This window comes from Amycolatopsis sp. NPDC005961 (assembly GCF_040629235.1).
Taxonomy (GTDB): Bacteria; Actinomycetota; Actinomycetes; order Mycobacteriales; family Pseudonocardiaceae; genus Amycolatopsis; species Amycolatopsis camponoti.
The window spans coordinates 110,725-132,975 of record NZ_JBEXVF010000002.1; the positions used below are offsets into that span (position 1 = coordinate 110,725).

Genomic DNA, 22,251 nt, shown 5'->3' on the forward strand with positions numbered 1-22,251 from the left:
GCATCCTCGGCGCCCGTGCCAGGCTGTTCATGTGCGCACGCCGATCATCACCACGCTGCTGGTGGCCGCCGCGCTGGGCGGCTGCGCCGGGGCCCCCGGCCAGGAGACAAGCCCGGAACAGCTGACCGTCGAAGTGGTCTCGACCCTGCCGCACGACCCCGCCGCCTTCACCGAAGGCCTCGAGTTCGCCGGCGACACGCTCTACGAGAGCACCGGCCTCGCCGGGCAGTCGATGCTCACCGCGGGACCGCCGGGCGGACCGCCGAAAACCACCGCCACGCTCCCCTCGCCCCTCTTCGGCGAGGGCGTCACCGTCCTCGGGCCGACGCTCTGGCAGCTCACCTGGCAGGACGGCTTCGCCATCGAACGCGACACCAAAACCCTCGCCGAGCTGCGCCGGGTGCCGTTCCAAGGCGAAGGCTGGGGGCTCTGCCACCAGGCCGACGGCCGCCTGGTGATGAGCAACGGCTCGTCCCGGCTGACCTTCCGCGATCCGAAGACCTTCGCCGTCACCGGCAGCGTCGACGTCGGGCGCGACCAGCTCAACGAGCTCGAATGCGTGGGCGGCGACGTCTACGCAAACGTTTGGCACACCGACACCATCCTCCGCGTCGACGCCGCCACCGGGCACGTCACCGGAACGATCGACGCAGGTCAGCTGCGCGCGCAGCTGAACACAACCGGCGCCGAGGACGTGCTGAACGGTATCGCCGCCGTCCCGGGCACGGACGAATTCCTCCTCACCGGGAAGCAGTGGCAGATCACGTTCCGGGTGAGGTTCGTCCCGAAGAGCGCGTAAAGCACGGATGAGCAGGCGGAACCGACCCCCGGTAAGGCAGGATTGAGACGTGGCACTCTTCGGCTCCCGCTCCGACGGCTCCGGCTCGCAGCAGCGCGGCCGGAAGCCGAAGCGACGCTGGACGCCGGAGCCGGGCGCCGCGCAGGCCAAGCCGTGGCGGGAGGCCGTCGCCGAGCACCGGAGCGCGCCGCCGCCCACCCGCGTCGAACGGCCCGTCCCGCCGCCTCCGCCTCCGCCGCGGGGCGGCTACTACGGCGACCCCGTGCCGAACGCGAACGAAGCCCCGACCGCCGCCGCGCCGATGGGGCACCGGCCGCCGCCCCCGCGTGGCGCCCGGCCGTACGACCCGAACCGCACCGAGCCGGTCCGGCGCGAGCAGCCCGGCTTCTACCAGGGCGAACGTCGTCCCGGCAGCGGTGAGTACGAGCACTACGACACCGGCGGCTACGCGGGCGAGCCACGGCCACCCGAGCCGGAACCGCTGCCGCCGCGCGAAGAACCGCTGACTCCAGGCGGCACACCGAAGCTGCCGAAGAAGATCACCGTCACGCGGGTCGCGGCGATGCGCAGCCGGCAGCTGACCGGCCAGGCCGTCGGCGCTTTCCAGCGCGCGACGAAGGCCGATGGCGCCGAGAAGTCCGGCCTCACCTCGCTGACCTACGCCGTGATGCTGAACTACGCCAGCGACGCGGCGATGGCGATCGCGCTGGCCAACACCCTGTTCTTCGCCGCGACCAGCGGCGAGAGCAAGGGCAAGGTCGCGCTCTACCTGCTGATCACGATCGCGCCGTTCGCGCTGGTCGCGCCGGTGATCGGTCCCGCGCTCGACAAGGTGCAGCGCGGACGGCGGCTCGCGATGTGCGCGTCGTCGGTCGGCCAAGGGCTGATGGCCGTCGTGATGGCGCTGCACTTCGACGACTGGCTGCTCTACCCCGCCGCGCTCGGGATGATGGTGCTGTCGAAGTCGTTCACCGTGCTGAAGGCCGCGGTGACGCCCCGGGTGCTGCCGTCGGAGATCACGCTCTCCAAGACCAACGCCCGGCTGACGACGTTCGGCCTAGTGGCCGCAGGCGCGTTCGGCGCGGTGGCCAGCGGCATCAACGCGATCTCCGGCTCGGCGGGCGCACTGTGGTTCACGGCGCTGATCTGCGTCGCGGCCGCCGTTCAGTCGATGCGGATCCCGGCCTGGGTCGAGGCGACCGAGGGCGAGGTGCCGACGTCGCTCTCGGCGCACCCGACGGAGAAGAAGCGGCGCCAGCCGATGGGGCGCCAGATCGTCGTCGCGCTGTGGGGCAACGGCTCGGTGCGCGTGCTCACCGGCTTCCTCATGATGTTCGCCGCGTTCGCGGTGAAGGCCCAGACCGAAGGCAGCGGGCAGACGCCGTTCATGCAGCTGCTGCTGCTCGGCGTGATCGGCGCCGCCGCGGGGGCCGGCGGGTTCCTCGGCAACGCGCTGGGCTCGCGCCTGCACTTCGGCAACCCGGACCAGGTGATCGTCGGGTGCGTGGCGGGCTGCGTGCTGGCCGCGCTGGTCGCGACGATCCTGCCCGGCCTGGCCACGGCCGCGATCGTCGGCCTGGTCGGCGCGACGGCCAGCGCGCTGGCGAAGATCAGCCTCGACGCCGTCATCCAGACCGACCTGCCCGAGGAGTCGCGCGCGTCGGCGTTCGGCCGCTCGGAAACCGTGCTGCAGCTGGCCTGGTGCCTCGGCGGCGCGGTCGGCCTGCTCCTGCCGCCGACGTACTGGATCGGCTTCCTCGTGATCACCGTCCTGCTGGCGGTCGGGACGACCCAGACGTACCTGGTCCGCCGCGGCGGTTCGCTGGTGCCGGGCCTCGGCGGCGACCGGCCGCTGCGCCCCGAGCCGACCGGCAGCTTCCCCGCGCAGGGCCTGCCCAGGGACCCGTCGGCCCGCCGGTAGGGTCTGAGCCCATGCGACGTTCCCGGGTGGTGGCCCTGCTTGCGGCCGGTGGGTTCGCGGTGGCCGGCTGCTCGGCGCCCGGCCCGGCCGAGGTCACCTTCTACGCCGACGGTCACACGATCAACACCACGCCGGTGCTGTCGTGCGACTACTCCCAGCAGCTCGCGCAGCCGTGCAGCGCCAAGGGCGACACGAAGACGCTGAAGGTCCGCCCGGGCAAGCCCGTGCAGATCTCGGTGCCCGGCGAGGTCGCGGACGCGCCGTGGCAGATCGTCTACGAGTACGTGACCCCGCAGGGCGAGTTCAAGCAGAGCGACCCGATCCCGTTCACCTCGCTGGACCGCTACGCCTACACGGTCACGCCGCCGACGCCCGCGGACCGCATCTCGGCGGTCGACGTGCAGCGCTACACCGCCGTGCTGAACTCGAACACCGGCGAATCGGGCCTGCTGCCCAGCGACGTGTGGGGTCTCCGGCTGGAGGCCTAGGGATCGATGTCCCGGGCCACCGCGCGCATGATCTCGCCGATCTGCTTGGTGTGCTTGCGGTCCGGGTAGCGGTTGCGCCGCAGGTCCGGCTGCACCTTCAGCTCGAGGAGCTTGATCATGTCCTCGATCAGGCCGTGCAGTTCCTCCGCGGGGCGACGGCGCGCCTCGACGACGGACGGCGGCGCGTCGATCAGCCGGACGGAGAGCGCCTGCGGCCCGCGGCGGCCGTCGGCGACGCCGAACTCGAGCCGCTGCCCGGCCTTGAGCCCCTCGACGCCCTGCGGCAGCGCGGCCTTGCGAATGTAGACGTCGGCGCCACCGTCATCCTGCGTGACGAACCCGAAGCCCTTCTCCGCGTCGTACCACTTGACCTTGCCGGTCGGCACTTCCCTCACCAGTCCTTCTGCTGTCCGCTCACGACGAACGCGCCCGGGGGCGTACCCAGGGCGCGCTCCTGAAAGGGTATCCCGCCACCTGCCCCGGAGAGAAGTCGATACTCCGCCGTTCGGTACGGATCCGGCTCCAGCCGCGGCCGATGGCGCTCGTACCAGCGGTTTCTCGCCGCTGGGGGTCGGCCTGCTTCCAGCCGGATCGATACCGCCGGATACCCTCTCCGTCATGAGTAAGGCGACGAAGGAGGGCACCGTGTCCGCCCCCGGCAAACCGTTCCTGATGCGCCTCGGCATCGGCTTGTTCGGCATCGGCATGCTGGCCGTGCTCGCCGTGTTCATCATGTTCGCCGCCGGCCTGGAGAACCTGCCGATCTGGCTGTCCGTCGGCGCCGGCGTCGTCACCCCGCTGGGCCTGCTGCTCGGCCTGCTCGCGCTGGTCTTCGAGGCCAGGGGCAAGAAAAAGAGCTAGGGCACCACGCTCCCCGCGAAGGTCCGCTCGAACCAGTCCGGGAACTCCGTCAGCGAGTCGAACACCACCTCGGCGCCTTCGCTCAGCAAGAGCGTGCGGTCACACGGGCCCGTCGTGACGCCGACCGCGATTGCCTTGGCGGCCAGCGCGCCGCGGATGTCGCCGGCGTGATCTCCGACATACACGCGCGCGTCGTGCGCCAGGAGCGCCTCGGCCTTGCGCGTGGACCACAGCTCGCCGACGACCTCGTCGACCTCCAGGCCGAGCGCGTCGACGTGCAGCTGCGCGTTGGGCCCGTACTTGCCGGTGACGACCAGCGTGCGCCCGCCCGCCTCGCGTACGGCCCGCAGCGACTCGACCGCGCCCGGCAGCGCGACCGTGCTCGGCACGACCATGTCCGGGTAGAGCGCGCGGAACCGGTCGACGAGGCCGGGGATGCGTTCCTCGGGCGCCTCGAAGCCGCGCAGGATGTCGTCCAGCGGCGGGCCGAGGTTGGCCGCGAACGCGTCGCCGTCCAGCGGCAGGCCGGATTCGACGCCGAGCGCGTTCATCGCCGCGGCCATGCCCGGCCGCGCGTCGATCAGTGTCATGTCGAGGTCGAACCCCACTGTGATGCCCACACCAGCACCGTAGCCGGGACCACCGACAGATTTACACGTCACCTGATCATGTACAGCGTCTTGACAGCGGAGACATCTGTGTCAAGGTGAGGGTGTGACCAGCTTCACCGACCGGACGAAGGCGTCCCTCCGGGAATCCCTGCTCGACGCCGCCGCGGACCTGCTGCCGGAGGCCGGCTACGCGGGACTGCGGATGGCCGACGTGGCGGCCAAGGCCGGGGTGAGCAGGCAGACCGTCTACAACGAGTTCGGCAACAAGGCGGCGCTGACCCAGGCGGTGGCGCTGCGCACCGCGTCGGAGTTCCTCGACGGGATCCGGCAGCGCTTCGAGACGGCGGACGGGCTCCTTCCGGGCATCCACCACGCCGTCGTCTACACGATCGAGCACGCGCGGGAGAACCGCCTGGTCGCGGCGGCGCTCGGCACCGAAGCCGGCGAGGACCTGCTGCCCCTGCTCACGACCAGGGGCGAGCCGATCCTCAGCGCGGCCGCCGAGCTCGCCGCCGAGCAGTACCGCGAGCTCGAACCGGGCCTTTCGGCCGAATCCGCCGCGCTGCTCGCGGAGACCGCGGTGCGGCTTTCCCTGTCGCACCTGGTGCTCTCCACGCATTCGGCGGCGGAGGCGGCCGACGCCGTCACCGCCGTGCTGGCACCCGCCATCCGCCAATTCGTCCACAATGGAGTGAAACGATGACCGACACGCTCTCGGAACTGCGGACCGGTTTTTCCTCCCTGCGCAAGGGCGGCCTGAACTGGGACTCGTTCCCGTTGCGGCTGTTCGTCAAGGGCAACAAGAAGTTCTGGAACCCCGCCGACATCGACTTCAGCCACGAGCGCGAGGGCTGGGACACGCTGAACGACGAGCAGAAACGCAGCACGACGTACCTGGTCGCGCAGTTCATCGCCGGCGAAGAGGCCGTCACCGAGGACATCCAGCCGTTCATGCGGGCGATGTCGGCGACCGGCCGCTTCGGCGACGAGATGTACCTGACGCAGTTCTGCTTCGAAGAGGCGAAGCACACGGAAGTGTTCCGCCGCTGGATGGACGCGGTCGGGCTGACCGAGGACCTCCACCCGTACGTCGCGGAGAACCCGCACTACCGCAAGCTGTTCTACGAGGAACTACCGCAGTCGCTGCGGGCACTGGAGGACGATCCCAGCCCGCTCAACCAGATCCGCGCGAGCGTGACGTACAACCACGTGATCGAGGGCAGCCTCGCGCTGACGGGCTACTACTCGTGGCAGCTGATCTGCACCCAGAACGACATCCTGCCGGGCATGCAGGAACTGGTCCGCCGCATCGGCGACGACGAGCGCCGCCACATGGCGTGGGGCACGTTCACCTGCCGCCGCCACGTCGCGGCGGACGACTCGCTGTGGGACGCGGTCCAGCAGCGGATGGGCGAGCTGCTCCCGCACGCGCTCAACATGATCCAGTGGGTGCAGGACCAGTTCGAGGAAGTGCCGTTCGACAACGACCCGGAGGAGATCATCCGGTACGCGGCGGACCGGGCCCAGCGCCGGCTGGGCGCGATCGAGTCGGCGCGCGGGATGCCCGTGGAGCAGATCGACCTGGACTACTCGCCCGAACACCTCGAAGACACCTTCGGTGAAGAAGACGCGAAGGCGATCGCCGAGGCCGCGGCCGCGGTTTCCTGACGACGAGCCGTGCAGGGCCCATCGAGGGACTCGAAGTCCCTCGATGGGCCGTTCACGGACCGCTCACCAGTCCCAGCTGAGGATGATCATCTTCGCCCTCCCTTCGCACGATTGCGAAGGGAGAACGCCCGGACGTCTCGCGCGGTTTAAGCGTGCTTCGCGGACGCGGCGGCTTCGAGGCCCAGCAGCGTGATCGACTTCTCGCGCATCTCGACCTTGCGGACCTTGCCGGTCACCGTCATCGGGAACTCCTCGACGACGTGCACGTACCGCGGGATCTTGTAGCGCGCCAGCTTGCCTTCGCAGAACTCGCGCACCTTCTCCGGCGTCAGCGGCTCCGCGCCTTCGCGCATCCGGACCCAGGCCATCAGCTCTTCGCCGTACTTCTCGTCCGGGACGCCGATGACCTGCGCGTCGAGGATGTCCGGGTGTGTGTAGAGGAACTCCTCGATCTCCCGCGGGTACAGGTTTTCGCCGCCGCGGATGACCATGTCCTTGATGCGGCCGGTGATGTTGAGGTAGCTGTCGGCGTCCATGACGGCCAGGTCGCCGGTGTGCATCCAGCGGGCCGCGTCGATCGCCTCCGCCGTCTTGTCCGCCTGTTCCCAGTACCCGAGCATCACCGAGTACCCGCGCGTGCACAGCTCGCCCGGCTCGCCGCGCGGCACCGTCAGCCCGGTTTCCGGGTCGACGACCTTGACCTCCAGGTGCGGCCCGACCCGCCCGACGGTCGACACGCGACGCTCGATCGAGTCGTCCGCGCGGGTCTGCGTCGACACCGGCGACGTCTCGGTCATGCCATAGCAGATGGACACCTCGGCCATCCCCATCCGGTCGATGACCTGCTTCATCACCTCGACCGGGCAGGGCGAGCCCGCCATGATCCCGGTCCGCAGCGACGACAGGTCGAAGCTCGCGAAGTCCGGGTGGTTCAGCTCGGCAATGAACATCGTCGGCACGCCGTAGAGCGAGGTGCACTGCTCAGCGGCGACGGCTTCGAGCGTCGCCTTCGGGTCGAACGCCGGCGCCGGGATCACCATGCAGGAACCGTGGGTGGTGCACGCGAGGTTGCCCATCACCATGCCGAAGCAGTGGTAGAAGGGCACCGGGATGCACACCTTGTCCTGCTCGGTGTAGTTGCAGAGCTCGCCGACGAAGTAGCCGTTGTTGAGGATGTTGTGGTGGCTGAGGGTGGCGCCCTTGGGGAAGCCCGTCGTGCCCGAGGTGTACTGGATGTTGATCGGGTCATCGGCGGAGAGGGCGGCTTGGAGCTCGGTCAGCGACGACGGATCGCCCTGCCAGCCGGCGTCCATCAGCGCCTGCCAGCTCGCGCTGCCGAGGATCACGACGTGGTTCAGCGCGGCGCACTTTTCGCGGACCTCGTCGACCATCGCGGGGTAGTCGGAGGTCTTGAACTTGTCGGAGGCGACCACCAGCTTCACGCCGGCCTGGTTGAGCACGTACTCGAGCTCGTGCGACCGGTAGGCGGGGTTGATGTTGACGAGGATGGCGCCGATCTTGGCGGTCGCGTACTGCAGGAACGTCCATTCCGCCCGGTTCGGCGACCAGATCCCGACCCGGTCGCCCTTCCCGATGCCCTGCGCGACGAGTCCGAGCGCGAGCGCGTTCACCTCGGCGGCCAGTTCCCGGTAGGTCCACCGCCGTCCGGCGGTCCGATCGACGAGGGCATCACGATCGGGGTGCGCCGCCACCGTCCGGTCGAAGTTGTCGCCGATGGTGTCCCCGAGCAGCGGAACCTCGGAGATCCCCGAGGCATAGCTCGGCAGTGCGGGCGCGTCAGGCATGGTGCCTCCCGTAGACGTCTTCGTCGGGCGACCCGAGTCTAGGAAGCGAACCCGCCGGTCGCGACTGCTCGGGGCCGTTCCGTGATCGAAGCGCTGGTAATGTCCGGGCGGGATTCGAGGGGGCGATCGATGGCCGGCCAGGGGTTTCGCGATGAGCTGACCCAGTTGCTGCAGGCTCGGTACCCGCTGCTGGTCGTCGAGACGCACGAAGAGCAGCGCGTCGTGCGGGAGATCCGCGCCGTCGCCGAAGACCAGACCCGGCTTCGCACGCCTCGGCGCGTCTACGTCTGGTCGTCCACCACCGGGCTCGCCCCCGCCGGCGGGCCGCCGATCTCCGAGACGCGGGCCGCGTCCGCCGCGCTCGAGCGTGTCTACGGCTGGGGCGAACCCGCCGTCTTCGTCTTCGCCGACCTGCACCCCCAGCTCGTCTCCGAGGGCGGCCACCGCCCCGATCCCGAAGTCGTGCGCCGGCTGCGGGAGCTCGCGGCCGCTTTCAAGACGCGGCCGGTTCCGCTCAGCCTGATCCTCGTTTCGCCCTCGCTGCCCGTGCCGCCCGAGCTGGAGCACGACGCCACCGTCGTCGACTTCCCGCTGCCCGACCAGCGCCAGATCGGCGAGCTGCTCGACGGCATGGTCGCCGCGCACCGGCAGAACGTGCGGATCAGCATCGACCGGGACGACCGGGACATGATCGTCGCCGCCGCGCGCGGCCTCACGCTGCCCGAAGCCGAGAACGCGTTCGCCAGGGCGCTCGTCGAAGGTGGCGGCCTCGACCCCAGCGACCTCGAGCTGATCCTCGCCGAGAAGCGCCAGGCCGTCCGCCGGTCCGGGATGCTCGACATCGTCCCCGCGGAAACCAGCTTCGACGCCGTCGGCGGCCTCGACCGGCTCAAGCGGTGGCTCACCAAGCGCACCGGCACCTGGACGCCCGCCGCGTCCGCGTACAACCTCGCGGCGCCGAAGGGCCTGCTGCTCACCGGCGTCCCCGGCTGCGGCAAGAGCCTGTCCGCGGTGTGCGTCGCGAACATGTGGCGGCTGCCGCTGCTGCGCCTGGACCTCGGCCGCGTCTTCGCCGGCCTGGTCGGCTCCAGCGAGAAGAACATCCGCACGGTCATCCGCACCGCGGAGGGCATCGCGCCGTGCGTGCTGTGGGTCGACGAGATCGAGAAGGGCCTCGCCGGCGCAGGCGGCGGTGGCGACGGCGGCACCGCGCGGCGCGTCTTCGGCACCTTCCTCTCGTGGATGCAGGAGAAGACGGCGCCGGTGTTCGTGATGGCCACCGCGAACCAGGTCGGCTCGCTGCCGCCGGAGTTCCTCCGCAAGGGCCGCTTCGACGAGATCTTCTTCGTCGACCTGCCCTCCGCGCCCGAGCGCGTCGCGATCTGGCGGATCCACCTGCGCCGTCGCGTCACGGACGACTTCGTCGCCAGCGAACTCCGGCTGGACGACGCGCTGTTCACCGAGCTCGCCGACGTCAGCGCGGGCTACAGCGGCGCCGAGATCGAGCAGGCCGTGCTGGCCGGCCTGGTCGACGCCTTCGCCGAGAAGCGGCCGCTGCGCCGCGAAGACCTCGTGCGGGCGGTCAAGTCGACCGTGCCGCTGTCGGTCACCCAGGCCGACGAAATCCTGGCCATCCGGAACTGGGCGGAGACCCGGGCCGTCGCGGCGACGGACACCTCTGGCGACATCGAGGTTCCCGTCGCACCGCCGCAGCCGGAGTCCCCGAGGGGGAGGACGATCGACGTATGACGCACCGCGTGACCGTCACCATCGGCAAGGACGGCTCGATCAGCGCCGAGACGCACGGCGTGACCGGGTCGAAGTGCCTCGACTACATCCCGCTGCTGGAGGACCTGCTCGGCGCGGAGACCGTGACGTCGGAGTTCACCGAGGACTACCGGCGGACATCGGCTTCCGCGGAGAACACCGCGTCGCAGCAGCAGTCGCAATGGAACTCCTGAACCTCCACCGGATCGTCGACGTCACCGCGGCCGAAGGCCCGGGACTGCGGTGCGCGGTGTGGACGCAGGGCTGTTCGGTGCGCTGCCCCGGCTGCTTCAACCCGCAGACGTGGACGACTCGCGGCGGTTTTCGGCCGGCGTGGCCGGACCTGGTGTCCCGGGTGCTGGCGATCGACGGCATCGAAGGCGTCACGCTGCTCGGCGGCGAGCCGTTCGACCAGCCGGAACCGTTGGGGGAGTTCGCGGCCGCGGTGCGGGCCGAAGGACTTTCGGTGATGACGTTCACCGGGCACGTCCTCGAGGAGCTGCCGCCGTCGAAGCTCCTGGACTCGACGGATCTGCTCGTGGACGGCCCTTTCCTGGCCGACCGGCCGGAGACCTCGCGGCCGTGGGTGGGCTCGGTGAACCAGCGGTTCCACTTCCTGACCGGCCGCTACGACGAGTCGATCTTCACCACCCCGAACCGCCTCGAACTCACGATCGCCCCGGACGGCGCGATCGAGCTGAACGGGTTCGCCACCACCGAAGTGCTCGAAGCGCTGCTCGAAGGGGACCGCCGATGAGTATCACGCTCAAGCTGCGCAGCGAAGCGCTGGCCCAGCTCAACGCCGCCACGATCGCCGCGCACACGCAGGCGCAGCCCGGCGTCGTCACCGTGCGGACCCGGATGCGCCACCGCGACCTGCTGGCCCGCGCGCTCACCGGGCTGCGGGCGCAGGTCACCGACGACGGCAGTTCCGTCGTCGCCGCGTGGGAAGGACGGCGGATCACGTTCGTCTACGGCCCCGAGGGCGTCCAGCTGGCGCACGTCGACGGGCCTGGCCTCGCCGAGGCCGAAGCCCAGCGGCTGGTCCTGTCGGTCGACGAGGCCTACGCCGCCCAGGTGCAGCAGGCGGTGCTCGCGCGGCTCAAGGAGCGCGCGGCGTCGAACGGCATGCGCGTCGAATCCGAGCGCGTCAACGCCGACCAGTCGATCAGCGTCACCCTGGCCGCCACGTCGTGACCGAGGTCAGGGTCGGGCTCATCGAGTTCGGCAAGGCGCTCAACGACTCGGTCGCCCTCCCCGGCCTCGGGGAGCTGCCCGGCGGCCAGGTGAGCCTCGGGCGCGCGGTCCGCGGCGCCCGCGCGCGGCTGAAGCGCGCCGACCGGATCCTGGCGGACAACCTGCGCCTCGGGATCATGGTGCGGAAGAAGTTCTTCTCCAGCGACGTCGAGCCGGTGACCGACGCCGGGTTCCTCAAGGACGTCTTCGTCGCGGTGGGGCGACGCGACCTCGGGAATGGCGACGCGCTGGAGCTGTACACCGATGACACCGTCGGACCCGACATGAGCCGTCAGGACGGTGTGGCGCAGGTCGTCGCGCCGGCTTACGACGAGCTCACCGGGTTCCGCGTGCAGGTGCTCGTCCGGGACGGTGTCCTGCGCTTCGGAGCGTTGACGGCGTTCTCGCGCGGCGGCCAGCCGATGCGGGTGCTCGGGCTGTTCGGCCCCGGACCGGTGGACGAACTGCCGGCGGGCCGGCCGGGCACGGTGCTGCTCGGCTTCCAGTGCGACGTGCCGCCCCTGGCGGGCGACACGCTGACCGCGTTCGACGAGCCGTCGCACGACCACTTCGAGCGGCGCGAAGGCGTCGCGGTCGTGCACGGCCTGAACGACCTGGGCAACGGTTCGGTGGTCGCGGCGGTCGAAGTCCCGGAGGGGCGCGGGTCGGTGTTCACGGTGGGCACGCGGGCGCGGGTGCTGCGACCGGCGGGAACGACGTTCAACGAGCGGAGCACGGTCGTCGCCTCGGACCTGCGGATCCTGTCGCTGGCCCGGGGCGGGGTGGCCGTGCGGACGAACGGCGGGGTGCGGACGTTCACCGTCGGGCTGGCGTTCCGGGACCTGCGGCAGAACGACGTGATCGAGGCTTATGTCCCGGCCGACGCGGTTCCGTTGGCGCCTCCGCCTGTTGTTGCTGTGTCTGTTCCGTTGGTGGACGTCAACGCGGCTTCGGGGCCGGAGCTGGCTCAGCTGCTTTCGCCGGAGCAGGTGGCCAAGGCACTGGAGCTGCGGCAGCGCCAGGGCGGGTTCCCGGACGTGGAGGCGTTCGGCGTCGCGATCGGGTTGCAGCCGCACGAAATCGTCCGCTTGCGCAAACGGGCGACGGCCGGTCGGGTGGCGTTGCGCGAGACCGGCGTGCGGCAGCTCGACATCTGAGCGCGGGGTGGCCGTTCCGCTACGCTCGGGGACGTGCCGGAGGAATTTTCACTGGGCCTGGCTGAGGTCGACACGGCGGTCCGGCGTACCGGTCTTCCGGCGAACTGGCACCCGTTCGAGATCCGCAGCCCCGGCCGCACGCTCGCGGAGAACGAGCGCATCGCGGCGGCTTCGTGGGACGCCATGCGGGCCCGGGGCCTGGCCGGTCCGGACAAGCTGGACATCGAGGTGGAGCAGACGGTCCGGGCGTGGACCCAGCCGGACGTGCTGATCATCGTCCGCGCGGTGGAGGAGGGCCGCCAGGTCTTCTACCGCGCGGCCGTCGGCCACGGCCTCGGGGTGTTTTCGGAGCTGGTGGGCGAAGAGATCCTGTTCGCCCAGACCCGCCCCGACCGGCTGGCCGACCTGGTGGTCGGCATGCTCCCGGCGTACCGCCCGGTACCCCTGGCCGAGCTGACGTTCATCGAGCCGGGCAACCGCCGCGACGCGGACGCGGCGACGGAGTTCTCGTCGTGGCCCCTGCACCGGTACGGGACGTTCGAGCTGTCGATCCGCGCTTCGGGGGCGTTGAAGCCGGCGGGAACGGTGACGTTCGTGGACAACGCGGGCGGGCGGTTCCTGATGTTCAGCGAGGCCTTGCCGGGCGGCGAGACCCGGGTGACGTTCACCCCATCGGATGGTTCTCACCTGCGCACGTGGCTGGCGGAGGGTGGCCGGAACCACTGACGCGGCCGGTTCGTCACTAGTACAGTGCGGGAGGACCACGCAGGGTGGTGTTGACGGCTGGGAGGGCGTCATGGGCGGATCGCAGTTCGGCGCGCCGGGATCGTTCACGCCGCCGGCCGGTGAAGGGGACGCGGGGTCGAACTTCCTCTCGGGCATCGTCGCCGGACCGACGGACACCGAGGCCGCGCAGAAGGTCAGCACCGGCGGCAGCAACCTGAAGGCCCTCGCCGAGGGTGGCCAGTTCGCGGTGAACGAGCAAGGGTTCCAGGCCTACATCAAAGCTTGTGACTTCTTCATCGACGGCTACGACAAGATGCTCCGCGACGTGCGAGTCCTCGCCGGCGCGGCCCGCATGGGCGGCAGCACCTACGCCCAGGCCGTGGCCCAGTTCAACGCGACGGTGGCCGATGGCGACCCGGAGGCGTTGATCCCCAACCTCCTCCTCATGAAACGCGGGGTCGAAGACGCGCGTGAGGCGATGGTGATCGCGCGGAAGAACTACCGCGAAACCGAAGACGCCCACACCGTGGCATTCACCGCGCTGAACAAGAATCTGCAGGGGCAGTGATCTCTCAACGCATCCCTCTTTTCCTGGCCGCCGTCGCCTGCATGACGGTGGTCTTGGCCGCGTGCACAAGCCAGGTGGGCGGTCAGGCGAACCCCAGCTCGACCGTCGGGGGAACGGATACGTCCGGCACCCCGGCACCGTCCGGCGATCCGGATAATCCCTTCGCTTCCATGAATCCGTGCTCACTTCTCGACCAGGCTCTCGCCGGTCAGGGCTTTCCGGCGGCGGTTCCGACCGTCGCCGACGCGAAGGAGAGCTGCGCCGCCAACAAGCCGCGCGCGGGCGACGTGAGCCCGGTGGACCTCGCGCTCTCGCTTCAACCCGGCCGCGGCTACAAGAACAACGTCGGCAATCCGAGTCAAGCGAGTGAGGGAACGGTCCACGATCGCGCGGCGGTCGAGGAACGCGAACCGCAGCACTCCCCTGGACAGTGCGGCATTTGGCTGGAAGTGAAACCGGCGTCCCGAGCCCTGGTCCTGGTGACCTCGGGATCGGACACAGCGAACGCCTGCAAGCTCGTCGAAGGATTCGCGGAGAAGATCGAACCCCTGCTGCCGAAGAACTGATACGGAGTCCAGCCATGAGTCAGCCGCACCGGGCGCAGCATCGCCAGTCCGAGGGTGACTACTACGCGGAAACCGCCCAGAAGACCCAAGGTCACGGCGCCGACGGCCAGCGCGTCACGCAGCAGGCCGCTTCGGACTATTCGGTGGCCCAGGGAAAGCTCTTGCAGGAAGGGCAAACCCTGCGTGGCGGCGCACCTCAGCCCGGCGAGAACTACGCGAACCAGCCGCACGAAGTGCTCTATGACATGGTCCACAAGAACCTGGACCTCGAGGACCTCAACGACCGCAGCCGCGTAGCGAACGTCTATGGCAACTGGCTCGCCGACGCCTCCAACCAGTTCCGCGATGCAGCCACCGCAGCAGGCGGCTCATGGCAAGGCCCAGCAGCAGACCAGGCCAACGGCTTCTTCCAAAGCACCGCTGGCCACACCGAACAAACCGGCAACGCGATGCAACTCGCCTCGAACCACTACTCCCAGCAATCCGCGGCCGCTCACTACGCCAAGACCAACATGCCCGAGCCGACCGGCTTCAACCAGCAAGCCGAGCTCGACAAGGCCAAGCAGCAGTACAACTCCGGCGATCTCATCGGCATGAGCGGCACCATGGCCGGCATCCAGGCCAAGCAACAGCAAGCCGACGCCGCGCACCAGCAGGCCGTTCAAGTTCTGCAGAACCTCGACGGCACCTACCACGAGACCGCCAGCTCCCAGCCCACCTATGCGCCGCCGCCGCAGCTTGGTGGGGGGAACGACTCCACCTCCGTCTCCGGCTTCCACGGCACCAGCAGCACCTCCTTCACCGGCACCCCCACCGTCGGCGGCACCGGCCCCGGCGGCACGAGCGGGAGCTTCGTCCCCGGGGGAACCAGTGGCGGCATCACTCCGCCCGGCGTGACACCGCCGGGCACCACGCCGCCGAACTTCGTGCAGCCCGGGGTCACCAGCGGGACCGGGAACTTCGGGGGCGGCAACACCGGCCTCCGCGGCGGTCCCGCCCCGAGTGCCTTCCCCAGGATGACCCCGGACGGCCTCGCCATGCCCGGAACGGCCGGCGGCGGCGGGACCGGCGGCGGCGACATCACCCGCGGCAAGTCCGGCGCCGGACGCGCCGGGAGTGGGTTCGCCGGGTCTCGGGTGTCCGGTGGTGGGTACACCGGTGACCCGAAGGAAGCCCCCGGCGAAGGCAAAGCGGGCAAGACCGGCGGAAAAGCGCCGGGTGAGCGGCTCGAACGCGGTGCCACCGCCGCCGCGGCCGCGAAAGGCAAGGGCGGCGCCGGCGCAGCGGGCGCGGCCGGGGCCGGCAAGAAGAAGGACGACGACAAAGAGCACAAGAACAAGTACGCGATCGACGAGGACGCCTTCGACCTCAAGCCCGAACGCGGCCCGGACGGCGAAAAGATCGTCAAGCCCACCATCGGGGAGTAGTAAGGGACATCCCCGGGATCTCCCGGAGAAATGATCAACACACCCAGGTCGCGGGCTACATTGGGAGCATGCGCTTCTTCGTCGTCGACGCCTTCACCGACCAGGCCTTCGCCGGGAACTCCGCGGGCGTCGTCCTCTTGGACGAGCCCGCCGACCCCACCTGGATGCAAGCCGTCGCCGCCGAGATGAAGCACGCCGAGACCGCCTTCGTCGTCACGAACTCCGACGGCCCGAAGTCGCTCCGGTGGTTCACCCCCGCCGTCGAGGTCGCGCTGTGCGGGCACGCCACCGTCGCCGTCACCCACGTCCTCGGCGGCGAGCAGACCTACACCACGAAGAGCGGTGAGCTGCGCGCCAGGGCCGACGGCGACTGGGTCGAGCTGGACTTCCCGTCGGACCCGCCAACGCCCACCGACGACGATCTGTCCGAGATCCTCCCCGGCGTCGAGATCGAGTACGTCGGCCGCGGCGTCGAGAACCTCTTCGCCGTCCTCCCCGACGCCGAGACGGTCAAGAAACTCGAACCCGACCTGGCGAAACTCAAGACGACCTGGACCGGCCGCCTGCTGGTCACCGCGAAGGGCGACGACTACGTCAGCCGCTTCTTCGCCCCCGGCGTCGGCATCGACGAAGACCCGGTCACCGGCTCGGCGCACTGCATCCTGTCGCCCTACTGGTCCGAAAAGCTCCAGAAGAAAGAACTCACCGGACATCAGATTTCGGCGCGCGGCGGGGTCGTCCGGACCCGTCAGGACGGCGACCGCGTCCACCTCGCCGGCCAAGCCGTCACCATCGTGAGTGGGGAGCTGCACGTCTGATGCGCACGCTGCTGAACATCATCTGGCTCGTCCTGTGCGGCTTCTGGATGGCACTGGGCTACCTGCTCGCGGGCGTGATCTGCTGCGTCCTGATCGTCACGATCCCGTTCGGGCTCGCGTCGTTCCGGATCGCGAACTACGCGCTGTGGCCGTTCGGCCGCACGGTGGTGGACCGCCGCGACGCGGGCGCCGCTTCCTTCCTCGGCAACGTCATCTGGTTCATCTTCGCCGGGCTCTGGCTGGCCATCGGGCACGTGTTCACGGGCATCGCGCTGTGCATCACGATCATCGGCATCCCGCTGGGCGTGGCGAACTTCAAGATGATCCCGGTGTCCCTGATGCCGCTCGGCAAGGAGATCGTCGAGATCCCCTAGGACTCCGGCTCGTACGGCAGCTCCACCACCAGGCACGGCCCGCCGACGAACAGGCCGCCGTCGACGCCGAGGGCTTTCCCGCCCGCGTACAGGAACGGCCCCTCGATCTGCGTGGGGTGGATCCCGAGCTGGTCCGCGATGACGCTGTGCCCGTGCACGATCCGGGACCCGCCCAGCGCGTCCATCAGCTTCTGGGCGTTCTCCTCGCCGTCCGGGCCGCGGAACGCGTAGCGCGTCGTCATGCGGCGCCACACGTCCCACCACGCCTCGATGTCGGAGCCCGTCAGGATCTCCGTCGCCGCCGCGTTGATCTCCTCGACCGTGGACCCCCAGTCCAGGTACTCCAGAGTGTCGGAGTGCAACAGCAGGTGATCGGCCGCCACCGCCGCCAGCGGGCGGGCCGCCAGCCACTCGATGTGCTCGGGCGTCAGCCGGTCCTGGTCCGACAGGAGGCCGCCGTTGATCTCCCAGCTGCGGGCGAAGCTGCGCGGGCCGAAGTCGGACGGCACCGGCTCGTCGCCGAAGTGGTACATCCCCAGTGCCAGGATCTCGTGGTTGCCCAGCAGCGTCTGGACCTGGCCGCCGGCTTCGGCGGCCTGCTCCTCCAGCCGCATGACCAGGTCGATCGCGCCGACGCCGTCCGGGCCCCGGTCGACGAAGTCGCCGAGGAACCACAGCTGGTCCTCTTCCCCCGACCAGTTGTCTTCGTCGTCGACCAGGCCTTCGGCGCGTAGTGCCTCGGCCAGTTCGTCACGGTGGCCGTGCACGTCGCCCACAACGTAGGTGGACTTGCTCATCCGGTGACGATAAGCCCTCCGGCCACCCAGCCCACCGTCAGCCTTCGCCGAACGGGTTGCCGGTTCGCCCGATCAGGTCGGCGATCGAGTCGAGGACCAGCGTGGGCCGGTACGGATAGCGTTCGGCCGACTCCCGGGTGGAGATGCCGGTGAGCACCAGGATGGTCTGCAGCCCGGCCTCGATGCCCGAGTGCACGTCGGTGTCCATCCGGTCGCCGATCATCAGCGTCGACTCCGAGTGCGCACCCAACCGGCGCAACGCCGAGCGCATCATCAGCGGGTTCGGCTTGCCGACGTAGTACGGCGAGCGCCCGGTGGCCTTCTCGATCAGCGCCGCGACGGACCCGGTGGCGGGCATCGAGCCCTCGACGCTCGGGCCGGTCGCGTCCGGGTTGGTCGCGATGAACTTCGCGCCGCCCTCGATCAGCCGGATCGCGCGCGTGATCGCGCTGAAGCTGTACGTGCGGGTCTCGCCCAGCACGACGTAGTCCGGGTCGCGCTCGGTGAGCACGTAACCGACCTCGTGCAGCGCCGTCGTGAGGCCCGCTTCGCCGATGACGTACGCCGAGCCGTTCGGACGCTGCGACGAGAGGAACTTCGCGGTCGCGAGCGCCGACGTCCAGATCGACTCCTCCGGGATGTCGAGCCCGGTGCGTTCCAGCCGGGCCCGCAGGTCACGCGGGGTGTAGATCGAGTTGTTCGTCAGCACCAGGAAGTCGATGCCGTTCGCCTTCAGCTCGGCGAGGAACTCGTCGGCCCCGGGGACGAGGTGCTCCTCCTTGACCAGGACGCCGTCCATGTCGGAGAGATACGTCCACCGGCGTTCGTTCATGCGCGGAACCTATCACGCGCGCGAGGCACCTGCGGCCCACGACGAAAACGGCTACAGTGGGAATTGCCGGTATCGCGAGGGGAGTCGCGTGCTCGGCCACCGAGGGGGTTCGGGGGAATTCTTTTCGACGTCACCGGCGTAATCGCCGGGGCGCAATTCGTCCTGCCCCCGAACATGGAGGGGGAAACCGCATGACCGAAATCATCGAGCGTCCGGCCACGGCCGAAGCCGTCACCGGGCCGAACTGGGGACTCACCAAGTTCCTCGACGCGCTACCGGTTCCACCGGTGCTCCGGCCCCGCGGCCGGGAGACGATCACCATTCCGATGGTGACCAAGAAGCAGCGGCTGCACTCGCAATTGCCCGAAAGTACCTTGTGGACCTATGCGGGTCATTTCCCGGGTCCGACGATCGAAGTGCGCAGCGGTAAGCAGCTGCGGATTTCGTGGTCGAACGAAATCGACGGCGAGTTTCCGTTGGTCGCCGTTCAGGGCCCGGTGACGGACGCGCCGACCAGCCGCCCCGGCCGCGAGCTGGACCGGCCCGGCTACTCGATCGTCGAGGGCGTCGCCGACCTGCCGGCGTGGACCGTCGTGCACCTCCACGGCGCGCGCACCAACGCGGGCAACGACGGCTGGGCGCACAACGCGGGCCTCAAGGGCACGTCCCAGCTGGCCGAGTACCAGAACCGCCAGCAGGCGATGCCCCTCTGGTACCACGACCACGCGATGGCGATCACGCGTTTCAACGTCCACACCGGCCTGGCCGGGATGTACCTGATCCGCGACGACGAGGAAGACGCGCTCGAGCTGCCCCACGGCGACCGAGAGATCCCGCTGATCATCACCGACCGCAACCTCGACACCGACCCGGCGACCGGCGCGCTCACCGGGCAGCTGCTGTTCAAGTTCCCGTACGTCCCGAACGGCCCGATGATCCCGTTCTCCGGGCCGTTCAGCCTGGTCAACGGCGTGATCTGGCCGCACCTGGACGTCGACGCGAAGTGGTACCGCTTCCGGCTGCTCAACGCGGCCAACTCGCGGTTCTTCACGCTCAACCTGGTCGACGAGAACAACACCCCGGTGAACGACGCCGTCCGCCTGATCGGCACCGACGGCGGCCTGCTGCCCGCTCCCGCGCAGCTGCCCGCCAACGGCCTGACCGTCGCCCCCGCCGAGCGCTTCGACGTCCTGATCGACTTCAGCCGCTTCAAGGGGCAGAAGCTCAGGCTGCGCAACGCCGACCCGCGGCTGGGCGGGATCGAGCCGGACCTCATGGAGTTCCGGGTCGACGGCCGCGCGAAGCACGACTCCTTCACGCTGCCGGAGAAGGTCTCGACGTCCTACACGCGGCTGGTGCACGGCTCGACGCTGCCGGAGGACCACGACCACGTCTGGGTCGCGCTGCTGCTCAACGCGGAGGGCCACCCGGAGATGTGGGACCTCGAGCAGGTCGACGCGGACCCGGGCGGCGCGGGGATCATCCAGGTCCAGGACCCGGCCGGCGGGCTGAAGACGTTCCGGATGATCGGACGGCTCTTCGACGACACGACCGGCATCTTCATCGACCACGACCGGTGTGCGGTGTGGAACCTCGTGCACGTCGCCAACGGCGGCCCGGCGCACCCGGTCCACATCCACCTGACGGAGTTCCAGGCGCTGTTCCGGCGGAAGTTCACCACGACGTTCGACCAGGCGACCGAGCGGACGACGGCGCCGATCGGCGGCTTCACCGACGTCCCGCTGGAGAAGTACGAGGAGGGCTGGAAGGACACGATCATCGTGAACCCGGGCCAGTGGGTGAGCGTGGCCGGGCGGTTCGGCGGTGGCACCGGCGAGTTCATGTACCACTGCCACATCCTCGACCACGAGGACGAAGGCATGATGCGGCCGTTCGTCGTCCACCCGCCCGAGGTGGCGAAGTTCCACGTCCACCCGGGCGGTGGCCACCACCACGACGGCTGAGCCCCGTCGGGCTAGGAGGCCGCGGCCGGGTGCACCACCACGGTCGCGGCCTTCACCGACAGCGTCACCGCCGAGCCGGGCTCCAGCGCGAGCTCGGCCACGGCGGCCGGGGTGAGGTCGGCGGTCAGGCCGTGCGCCCAGCCATCTCCCTCGGTGCGGACGCGGATCACCGGCCCGTGCGGCTCCAGGGCCGCGACGACGGCGTCGGCCGTGTTGCGCGGACTGCCGCGGTGGTCACCGTCGTGCGGGTAGACCGCGACGGCGTTCGGCGGGAACACCGCCACCGCGGGCTCCCCCAGCACGACATCGGCTGCCGGGATCCCGCTCACGATCGAGCCGGACGTCGTCCGCAAGCCGTCGTCGACCGCCGTGCCCGCGACCAGGTTGAGGCCGGCGATCCGCGCGGTGAACGCCGTCCTCGGGGCCGAAAGCACTTCGCGGGTCGGTCCGCGTTCGACGATCCGTCCGCCGTTCATCACCGCGACGTGGTCGGCGAGGGCCAGCGCGTCCAGTGGGTCGTGCGTGACGAGCACGGTCGTCGGCCCGGTCTTGAGGACGCGCCGCAGCAAGCCGCGGATCGCCGGTGCGGCGTCGACGTCGAGGGCGGCGAACGGCTCGTCGAGCAGCAGCAGGTCCGGCTCGGCGGCGAGCGCCCTGGCGATCGCGACGCGCTGGGCCTGGCCGCCGGACAGCTGGCCGGGCCGGCGGTCGGCGAGCGCGACGGCGTCCACTTCGGCCAGCCAGTAGAAGGCGCGCTCCCGCGCGGCGCGGCGGCCGGCGCCGGTCGAACGCGGCGAGAACGCGACGTTGTCGGCCGCGGACAGGTGCGGGAAGAGCAGGGCGTCCTGGGAGAGCAGGCCGATCCCCCGGCGGTGCGGGGCCACGCCGGCTAGGGCGCGCCCCGCCACGGTGATCTCCGCCGACGTCGGCGTGATCAGCCCGGAGAGGCAGCCCAGCACCGTCGACTTGCCGGAGCCGTTCGGGCCGAGCAGCGCCAGCACCGAGCCGGCGGGGACGTCGAAGCCGACGTCCAGCGAGAACGAGCCGCGGACGGCTTCGATCCGGGCGGTCAGGCTCACCGCAGGCCGCCTTCCCACGATCGCGGGCGCGCGACGGCGATGACGACGACGGCCACGACGATGAGCAGCAAGGAGAGTGCGACGGCGCTGTCGATGTCCACTTCGGCCTGCGTGTAGACCTCGAGCGGCAGCGTGCGCGTGACGTCTTCGAGGCTGCCGGCGAAGGTGATCGTCGCGCCGAACTCGCCGAGCGCGCGAGCGAAACTGAGGACGACGCCGGAGCCGAGCGCGGGCAGCAGCAGCGGCAGCGTCACGCGCCGGAAGACCGTCCACGGGCGCGCGCCCAGCGTCGCGGCGACCTGCTCGTAGCGGTCGCCGGACCCGCGCAGCGCGCCTTCGAGGCTGACCACGAGGAACGGCATCGCGACGAACGTCTGCGCGATGACCACCGCGGTCGTGGTGAACGGGACGGACTCCCCGGTCAGCGCGGTGATCAAGGCGCCGAGGAAGCCCTTGCGGCCGAGGAGGTAGAGGAGGGCGAGGCCGCCGACGACCGGCGGCAGCACCAGCGGCAGCAGCACGATCGAGCGCAGCAGCCGGACCCCGCGGAACCGGGCGCGCGCGAGGACGACGGCCAGCGGGACGCCGAGTACCACGCAGGCCGAGGTAGACAAAGCGGCCGTGATGAGCGACAGCCGCAGCGCGTGCCACGACGACGGCGTGGCGACCAGCGACGGCAGCCGCGTCAGGTCCGAGCGGACCAGCAGCCCGACGACCGGCAGCACGACCAACGCCAGCGCGAGGGTGGCCGGGATGCCCAGGACCCACGGGACGCGCGAACGGCCGG

Annotated in this window: 25 protein-coding genes; 18 read left to right on the top strand and 7 right to left on the bottom strand. The window is 70.2% G+C overall.

Annotation, left to right across the window (positions count from 1 at the left end; all coding sequences use genetic code 11):
• Positions 1–31: 31 nt before the first annotated feature.
• The 3 genes from ABZ342_RS02315 to ABZ342_RS02325 are packed head-to-tail and all read left to right on the top strand — an operon-like array spanning position 32 to position 3,208.
• Complete coding sequence (locus ABZ342_RS02315; RefSeq protein ID WP_360468233.1) at positions 32–799, top strand: glutaminyl-peptide cyclotransferase; 768 nt, start codon at positions 32–34, stop codon at positions 797–799.
• A 49-nt stretch (positions 800–848) separates the two neighbouring features.
• Positions 849–2,720, top strand: coding sequence for an MFS transporter (locus ABZ342_RS02320; protein ID WP_360468234.1), 1,872 nt, complete (start codon positions 849–851; stop codon positions 2,718–2,720).
• A gap of 11 nt (positions 2,721–2,731) precedes the next feature.
• A complete protein-coding gene (locus ABZ342_RS02325; RefSeq protein ID WP_155540685.1) occupies positions 2,732–3,208 on the top strand; it encodes a DUF2771 family protein in 477 nt (158 codons plus the stop codon).
• Here the strand turns inward: ABZ342_RS02325 and ABZ342_RS02330 are convergent.
• Complete coding sequence (locus ABZ342_RS02330) at positions 3,205–3,594, bottom strand: cold-shock protein (protein WP_155544163.1); 390 nt, start codon at positions 3,592–3,594, stop codon at positions 3,205–3,207. The two genes, ABZ342_RS02325 and ABZ342_RS02330, sit on opposite strands and share 4 nt — an antisense overlap.
• A 232-nt stretch (positions 3,595–3,826) precedes the next feature.
• On the opposite strand from ABZ342_RS02330, the gene ABZ342_RS02335 reads away from it, so the two are divergent.
• Positions 3,827–4,069 (top strand): hypothetical protein, encoded by a 243-nt coding sequence (locus tag ABZ342_RS02335; protein ID WP_196425132.1) that lies wholly within the window; start codon positions 3,827–3,829, stop codon positions 4,067–4,069.
• Here ABZ342_RS02335 and ABZ342_RS02340 read toward each other — a convergent pair.
• Positions 4,066–4,689 carry an HAD family hydrolase gene (locus ABZ342_RS02340; RefSeq protein ID WP_360468235.1) on the bottom strand — a complete coding sequence of 208 codons (624 nt, stop codon included), beginning with the start codon at positions 4,687–4,689 and terminating at the stop codon, positions 4,066–4,068. The two genes, ABZ342_RS02335 and ABZ342_RS02340, sit on opposite strands and share 4 nt — an antisense overlap.
• Before the next feature lie 94 nt (positions 4,690–4,783).
• Here ABZ342_RS02340 and ABZ342_RS02345 point away from each other — a divergent pair, with 94 nt between their 5' ends.
• Together ABZ342_RS02345 and ABZ342_RS02350 are read left to right on the top strand one after the other, a co-directional pair.
• On the top strand, positions 4,784–5,383 hold the full coding sequence (locus ABZ342_RS02345; RefSeq protein WP_155540683.1) for a TetR family transcriptional regulator: 600 nt from the start codon (positions 4,784–4,786) through the stop codon (positions 5,381–5,383).
• Positions 5,380–6,348 (top strand): R2-like ligand-binding oxidase, encoded by a 969-nt coding sequence (locus ABZ342_RS02350; protein ID WP_155540682.1) that lies wholly within the window; start codon positions 5,380–5,382, stop codon positions 6,346–6,348. Before ABZ342_RS02345 ends, ABZ342_RS02350 begins: the two co-directional genes overlap by 4 nt.
• Positions 6,349–6,494: 146 nt before the next feature.
• Here ABZ342_RS02350 and ABZ342_RS02355 read toward each other — a convergent pair whose 3' ends face one another.
• Positions 6,495–8,153 carry an AMP-binding protein gene (locus ABZ342_RS02355; RefSeq protein WP_360468236.1) on the bottom strand — a complete coding sequence of 553 codons (1,659 nt, stop codon included), beginning with the start codon at positions 8,151–8,153 and terminating at the stop codon, positions 6,495–6,497.
• A gap of 129 nt (positions 8,154–8,282) precedes the next feature.
• On the opposite strand from ABZ342_RS02355, the gene ABZ342_RS02360 reads away from it, so the two are divergent.
• From ABZ342_RS02360 to ABZ342_RS02410, 11 genes are all read left to right on the top strand, one after another.
• Complete coding sequence (locus tag ABZ342_RS02360) at positions 8,283–9,902, top strand: AAA family ATPase (protein WP_360468237.1); 1,620 nt, start codon at positions 8,283–8,285, stop codon at positions 9,900–9,902.
• Positions 9,899–10,114 carry a DUF2997 domain-containing protein gene (locus ABZ342_RS02365; protein WP_360468238.1) on the top strand — a complete coding sequence of 72 codons (216 nt, stop codon included), beginning with the start codon at positions 9,899–9,901 and terminating at the stop codon, positions 10,112–10,114. Before ABZ342_RS02360 ends, ABZ342_RS02365 begins: the two co-directional genes overlap by 4 nt.
• Complete coding sequence (locus ABZ342_RS02370; RefSeq protein ID WP_360468239.1) at positions 10,102–10,677, top strand: 4Fe-4S single cluster domain-containing protein; 576 nt, start codon at positions 10,102–10,104, stop codon at positions 10,675–10,677. Before ABZ342_RS02365 ends, ABZ342_RS02370 begins: the two co-directional genes overlap by 13 nt.
• On the top strand, positions 10,674–11,117 hold the full coding sequence (locus tag ABZ342_RS02375) for a hypothetical protein (RefSeq protein ID WP_360468240.1): 444 nt from the start codon (positions 10,674–10,676) through the stop codon (positions 11,115–11,117). Before ABZ342_RS02370 ends, ABZ342_RS02375 begins: the two co-directional genes overlap by 4 nt.
• Positions 11,114–12,313, top strand: a complete 1,200-nt coding sequence (locus ABZ342_RS02380; RefSeq protein WP_360468241.1) for a hypothetical protein — start codon at positions 11,114–11,116, stop codon at positions 12,311–12,313. The genes ABZ342_RS02375 and ABZ342_RS02380 overlap by 4 nt, the downstream gene beginning before the upstream one ends.
• A 33-nt stretch (positions 12,314–12,346) precedes the next feature.
• Positions 12,347–13,039, top strand: coding sequence for an ESX secretion-associated protein EspG (locus ABZ342_RS02385; protein WP_360468242.1), 693 nt, complete (start codon positions 12,347–12,349; stop codon positions 13,037–13,039).
• A gap of 70 nt (positions 13,040–13,109) precedes the next feature.
• Positions 13,110–13,607, top strand: a complete 498-nt coding sequence (locus ABZ342_RS02390; protein WP_360468243.1) for a hypothetical protein — start codon at positions 13,110–13,112, stop codon at positions 13,605–13,607.
• A gap of 41 nt (positions 13,608–13,648) precedes the next feature.
• Positions 13,649–14,173 (top strand): DUF3558 family protein, encoded by a 525-nt coding sequence (locus tag ABZ342_RS02395; protein ID WP_360468244.1) that lies wholly within the window; start codon positions 13,649–13,651, stop codon positions 14,171–14,173.
• Positions 14,174–14,187: 14 nt separating this feature from the next.
• Positions 14,188–15,600, top strand: a complete 1,413-nt coding sequence (locus ABZ342_RS02400; RefSeq protein WP_360468245.1) for a hypothetical protein — start codon at positions 14,188–14,190, stop codon at positions 15,598–15,600.
• Positions 15,601–15,668: 68 nt separating this feature from the next.
• Positions 15,669–16,418, top strand: a complete 750-nt coding sequence (locus tag ABZ342_RS02405; protein ID WP_360468246.1) for a PhzF family phenazine biosynthesis protein — start codon at positions 15,669–15,671, stop codon at positions 16,416–16,418.
• Positions 16,418–16,792, top strand: a complete 375-nt coding sequence (locus ABZ342_RS02410; protein WP_155540671.1) for a YccF domain-containing protein — start codon at positions 16,418–16,420, stop codon at positions 16,790–16,792. The genes ABZ342_RS02405 and ABZ342_RS02410 overlap by 1 nt, the downstream gene beginning before the upstream one ends.
• On the opposite strand, the gene ABZ342_RS02415 is transcribed toward ABZ342_RS02410, so the two are convergent.
• Both ABZ342_RS02415 and ABZ342_RS02420 read right to left on the bottom strand, forming a co-directional pair.
• Positions 16,789–17,589, bottom strand: coding sequence for a metallophosphoesterase (locus ABZ342_RS02415; protein ID WP_155540670.1), 801 nt, complete (start codon positions 17,587–17,589; stop codon positions 16,789–16,791). The two genes, ABZ342_RS02410 and ABZ342_RS02415, sit on opposite strands and share 4 nt — an antisense overlap.
• Positions 17,590–17,626: 37 nt before the next feature.
• Positions 17,627–18,421, bottom strand: coding sequence for an HAD-IIA family hydrolase (locus tag ABZ342_RS02420; RefSeq protein WP_360468247.1), 795 nt, complete (start codon positions 18,419–18,421; stop codon positions 17,627–17,629).
• A gap of 191 nt (positions 18,422–18,612) precedes the next feature.
• Here ABZ342_RS02420 and ABZ342_RS02425 point away from each other — a divergent pair, with 191 nt between their 5' ends.
• The gene (locus ABZ342_RS02425) at positions 18,613–20,385 is read left to right on the top strand and encodes a multicopper oxidase domain-containing protein (protein ID WP_360468248.1); all 1,773 of its coding nucleotides are present in this window, start codon (positions 18,613–18,615) and stop codon (positions 20,383–20,385) included.
• A gap of 11 nt (positions 20,386–20,396) precedes the next feature.
• Here the strand turns inward: ABZ342_RS02425 and ABZ342_RS02430 are convergent, their stop codons facing one another.
• Both ABZ342_RS02430 and ABZ342_RS02435 read right to left on the bottom strand, forming a co-directional pair.
• Positions 20,397–21,464, bottom strand: coding sequence for an ABC transporter ATP-binding protein (locus ABZ342_RS02430; protein WP_360468249.1), 1,068 nt, complete (start codon positions 21,462–21,464; stop codon positions 20,397–20,399).
• A complete protein-coding gene (locus ABZ342_RS02435; protein WP_360468250.1) occupies positions 21,461–22,195 on the bottom strand; it encodes an ABC transporter permease in 735 nt (244 codons plus the stop codon). Before ABZ342_RS02435 ends, ABZ342_RS02430 begins: the two co-directional genes overlap by 4 nt.
• Positions 22,196–22,251: the final 56 nt, after the last annotated feature.

What these genes read in the sequence shown, in the direction of transcription:
- ABZ342_RS02325 (WP_155540685.1), top strand. Translation starts at nt 2,732, where the DNA reads ATGCGACGTTCCCGGGTGGTGGCCCTGCTTGCGGCCGGTGGGTTCGCG.
- ABZ342_RS02335 (WP_196425132.1), top strand. Translation starts at nt 3,827, where the DNA reads ATGAGTAAGGCGACGAAGGAGGGCACCGTGTCCGCCCCCGGCAAACCG.
- ABZ342_RS02350 (WP_155540682.1), top strand. Translation starts at nt 5,380, where the DNA reads ATGACCGACACGCTCTCGGAACTGCGGACCGGTTTTTCCTCCCTGCGC.
- ABZ342_RS02355 (WP_360468236.1), bottom strand. Translation starts at nt 8,153, where the DNA reads ATGCCTGACGCGCCCGCACTGCCGAGCTATGCCTCGGGGATCTCCGAG.
- ABZ342_RS02360 (WP_360468237.1), top strand. Translation starts at nt 8,283, where the DNA reads ATGGCCGGCCAGGGGTTTCGCGATGAGCTGACCCAGTTGCTGCAGGCT.
- ABZ342_RS02365 (WP_360468238.1), top strand. Translation starts at nt 9,899, where the DNA reads ATGACGCACCGCGTGACCGTCACCATCGGCAAGGACGGCTCGATCAGC.
- ABZ342_RS02370 (WP_360468239.1), top strand. Translation starts at nt 10,102, where the DNA reads ATGGAACTCCTGAACCTCCACCGGATCGTCGACGTCACCGCGGCCGAA.
- ABZ342_RS02375 (WP_360468240.1), top strand. Translation starts at nt 10,674, where the DNA reads ATGAGTATCACGCTCAAGCTGCGCAGCGAAGCGCTGGCCCAGCTCAAC.
- ABZ342_RS02390 (WP_360468243.1), top strand. Translation starts at nt 13,110, where the DNA reads ATGGGCGGATCGCAGTTCGGCGCGCCGGGATCGTTCACGCCGCCGGCC.
- ABZ342_RS02395 (WP_360468244.1), top strand. Translation starts at nt 13,649, where the DNA reads ATGACGGTGGTCTTGGCCGCGTGCACAAGCCAGGTGGGCGGTCAGGCG.
- ABZ342_RS02400 (WP_360468245.1), top strand. Translation starts at nt 14,188, where the DNA reads ATGAGTCAGCCGCACCGGGCGCAGCATCGCCAGTCCGAGGGTGACTAC.
- ABZ342_RS02405 (WP_360468246.1), top strand. Translation starts at nt 15,669, where the DNA reads ATGCGCTTCTTCGTCGTCGACGCCTTCACCGACCAGGCCTTCGCCGGG.
- ABZ342_RS02410 (WP_155540671.1), top strand. Translation starts at nt 16,418, where the DNA reads ATGCGCACGCTGCTGAACATCATCTGGCTCGTCCTGTGCGGCTTCTGG.
- ABZ342_RS02415 (WP_155540670.1), bottom strand. Translation starts at nt 17,589, where the DNA reads ATGAGCAAGTCCACCTACGTTGTGGGCGACGTGCACGGCCACCGTGAC.
- ABZ342_RS02420 (WP_360468247.1), bottom strand. Translation starts at nt 18,421, where the DNA reads ATGAACGAACGCCGGTGGACGTATCTCTCCGACATGGACGGCGTCCTG.
- ABZ342_RS02425 (WP_360468248.1), top strand. Translation starts at nt 18,613, where the DNA reads ATGACCGAAATCATCGAGCGTCCGGCCACGGCCGAAGCCGTCACCGGG.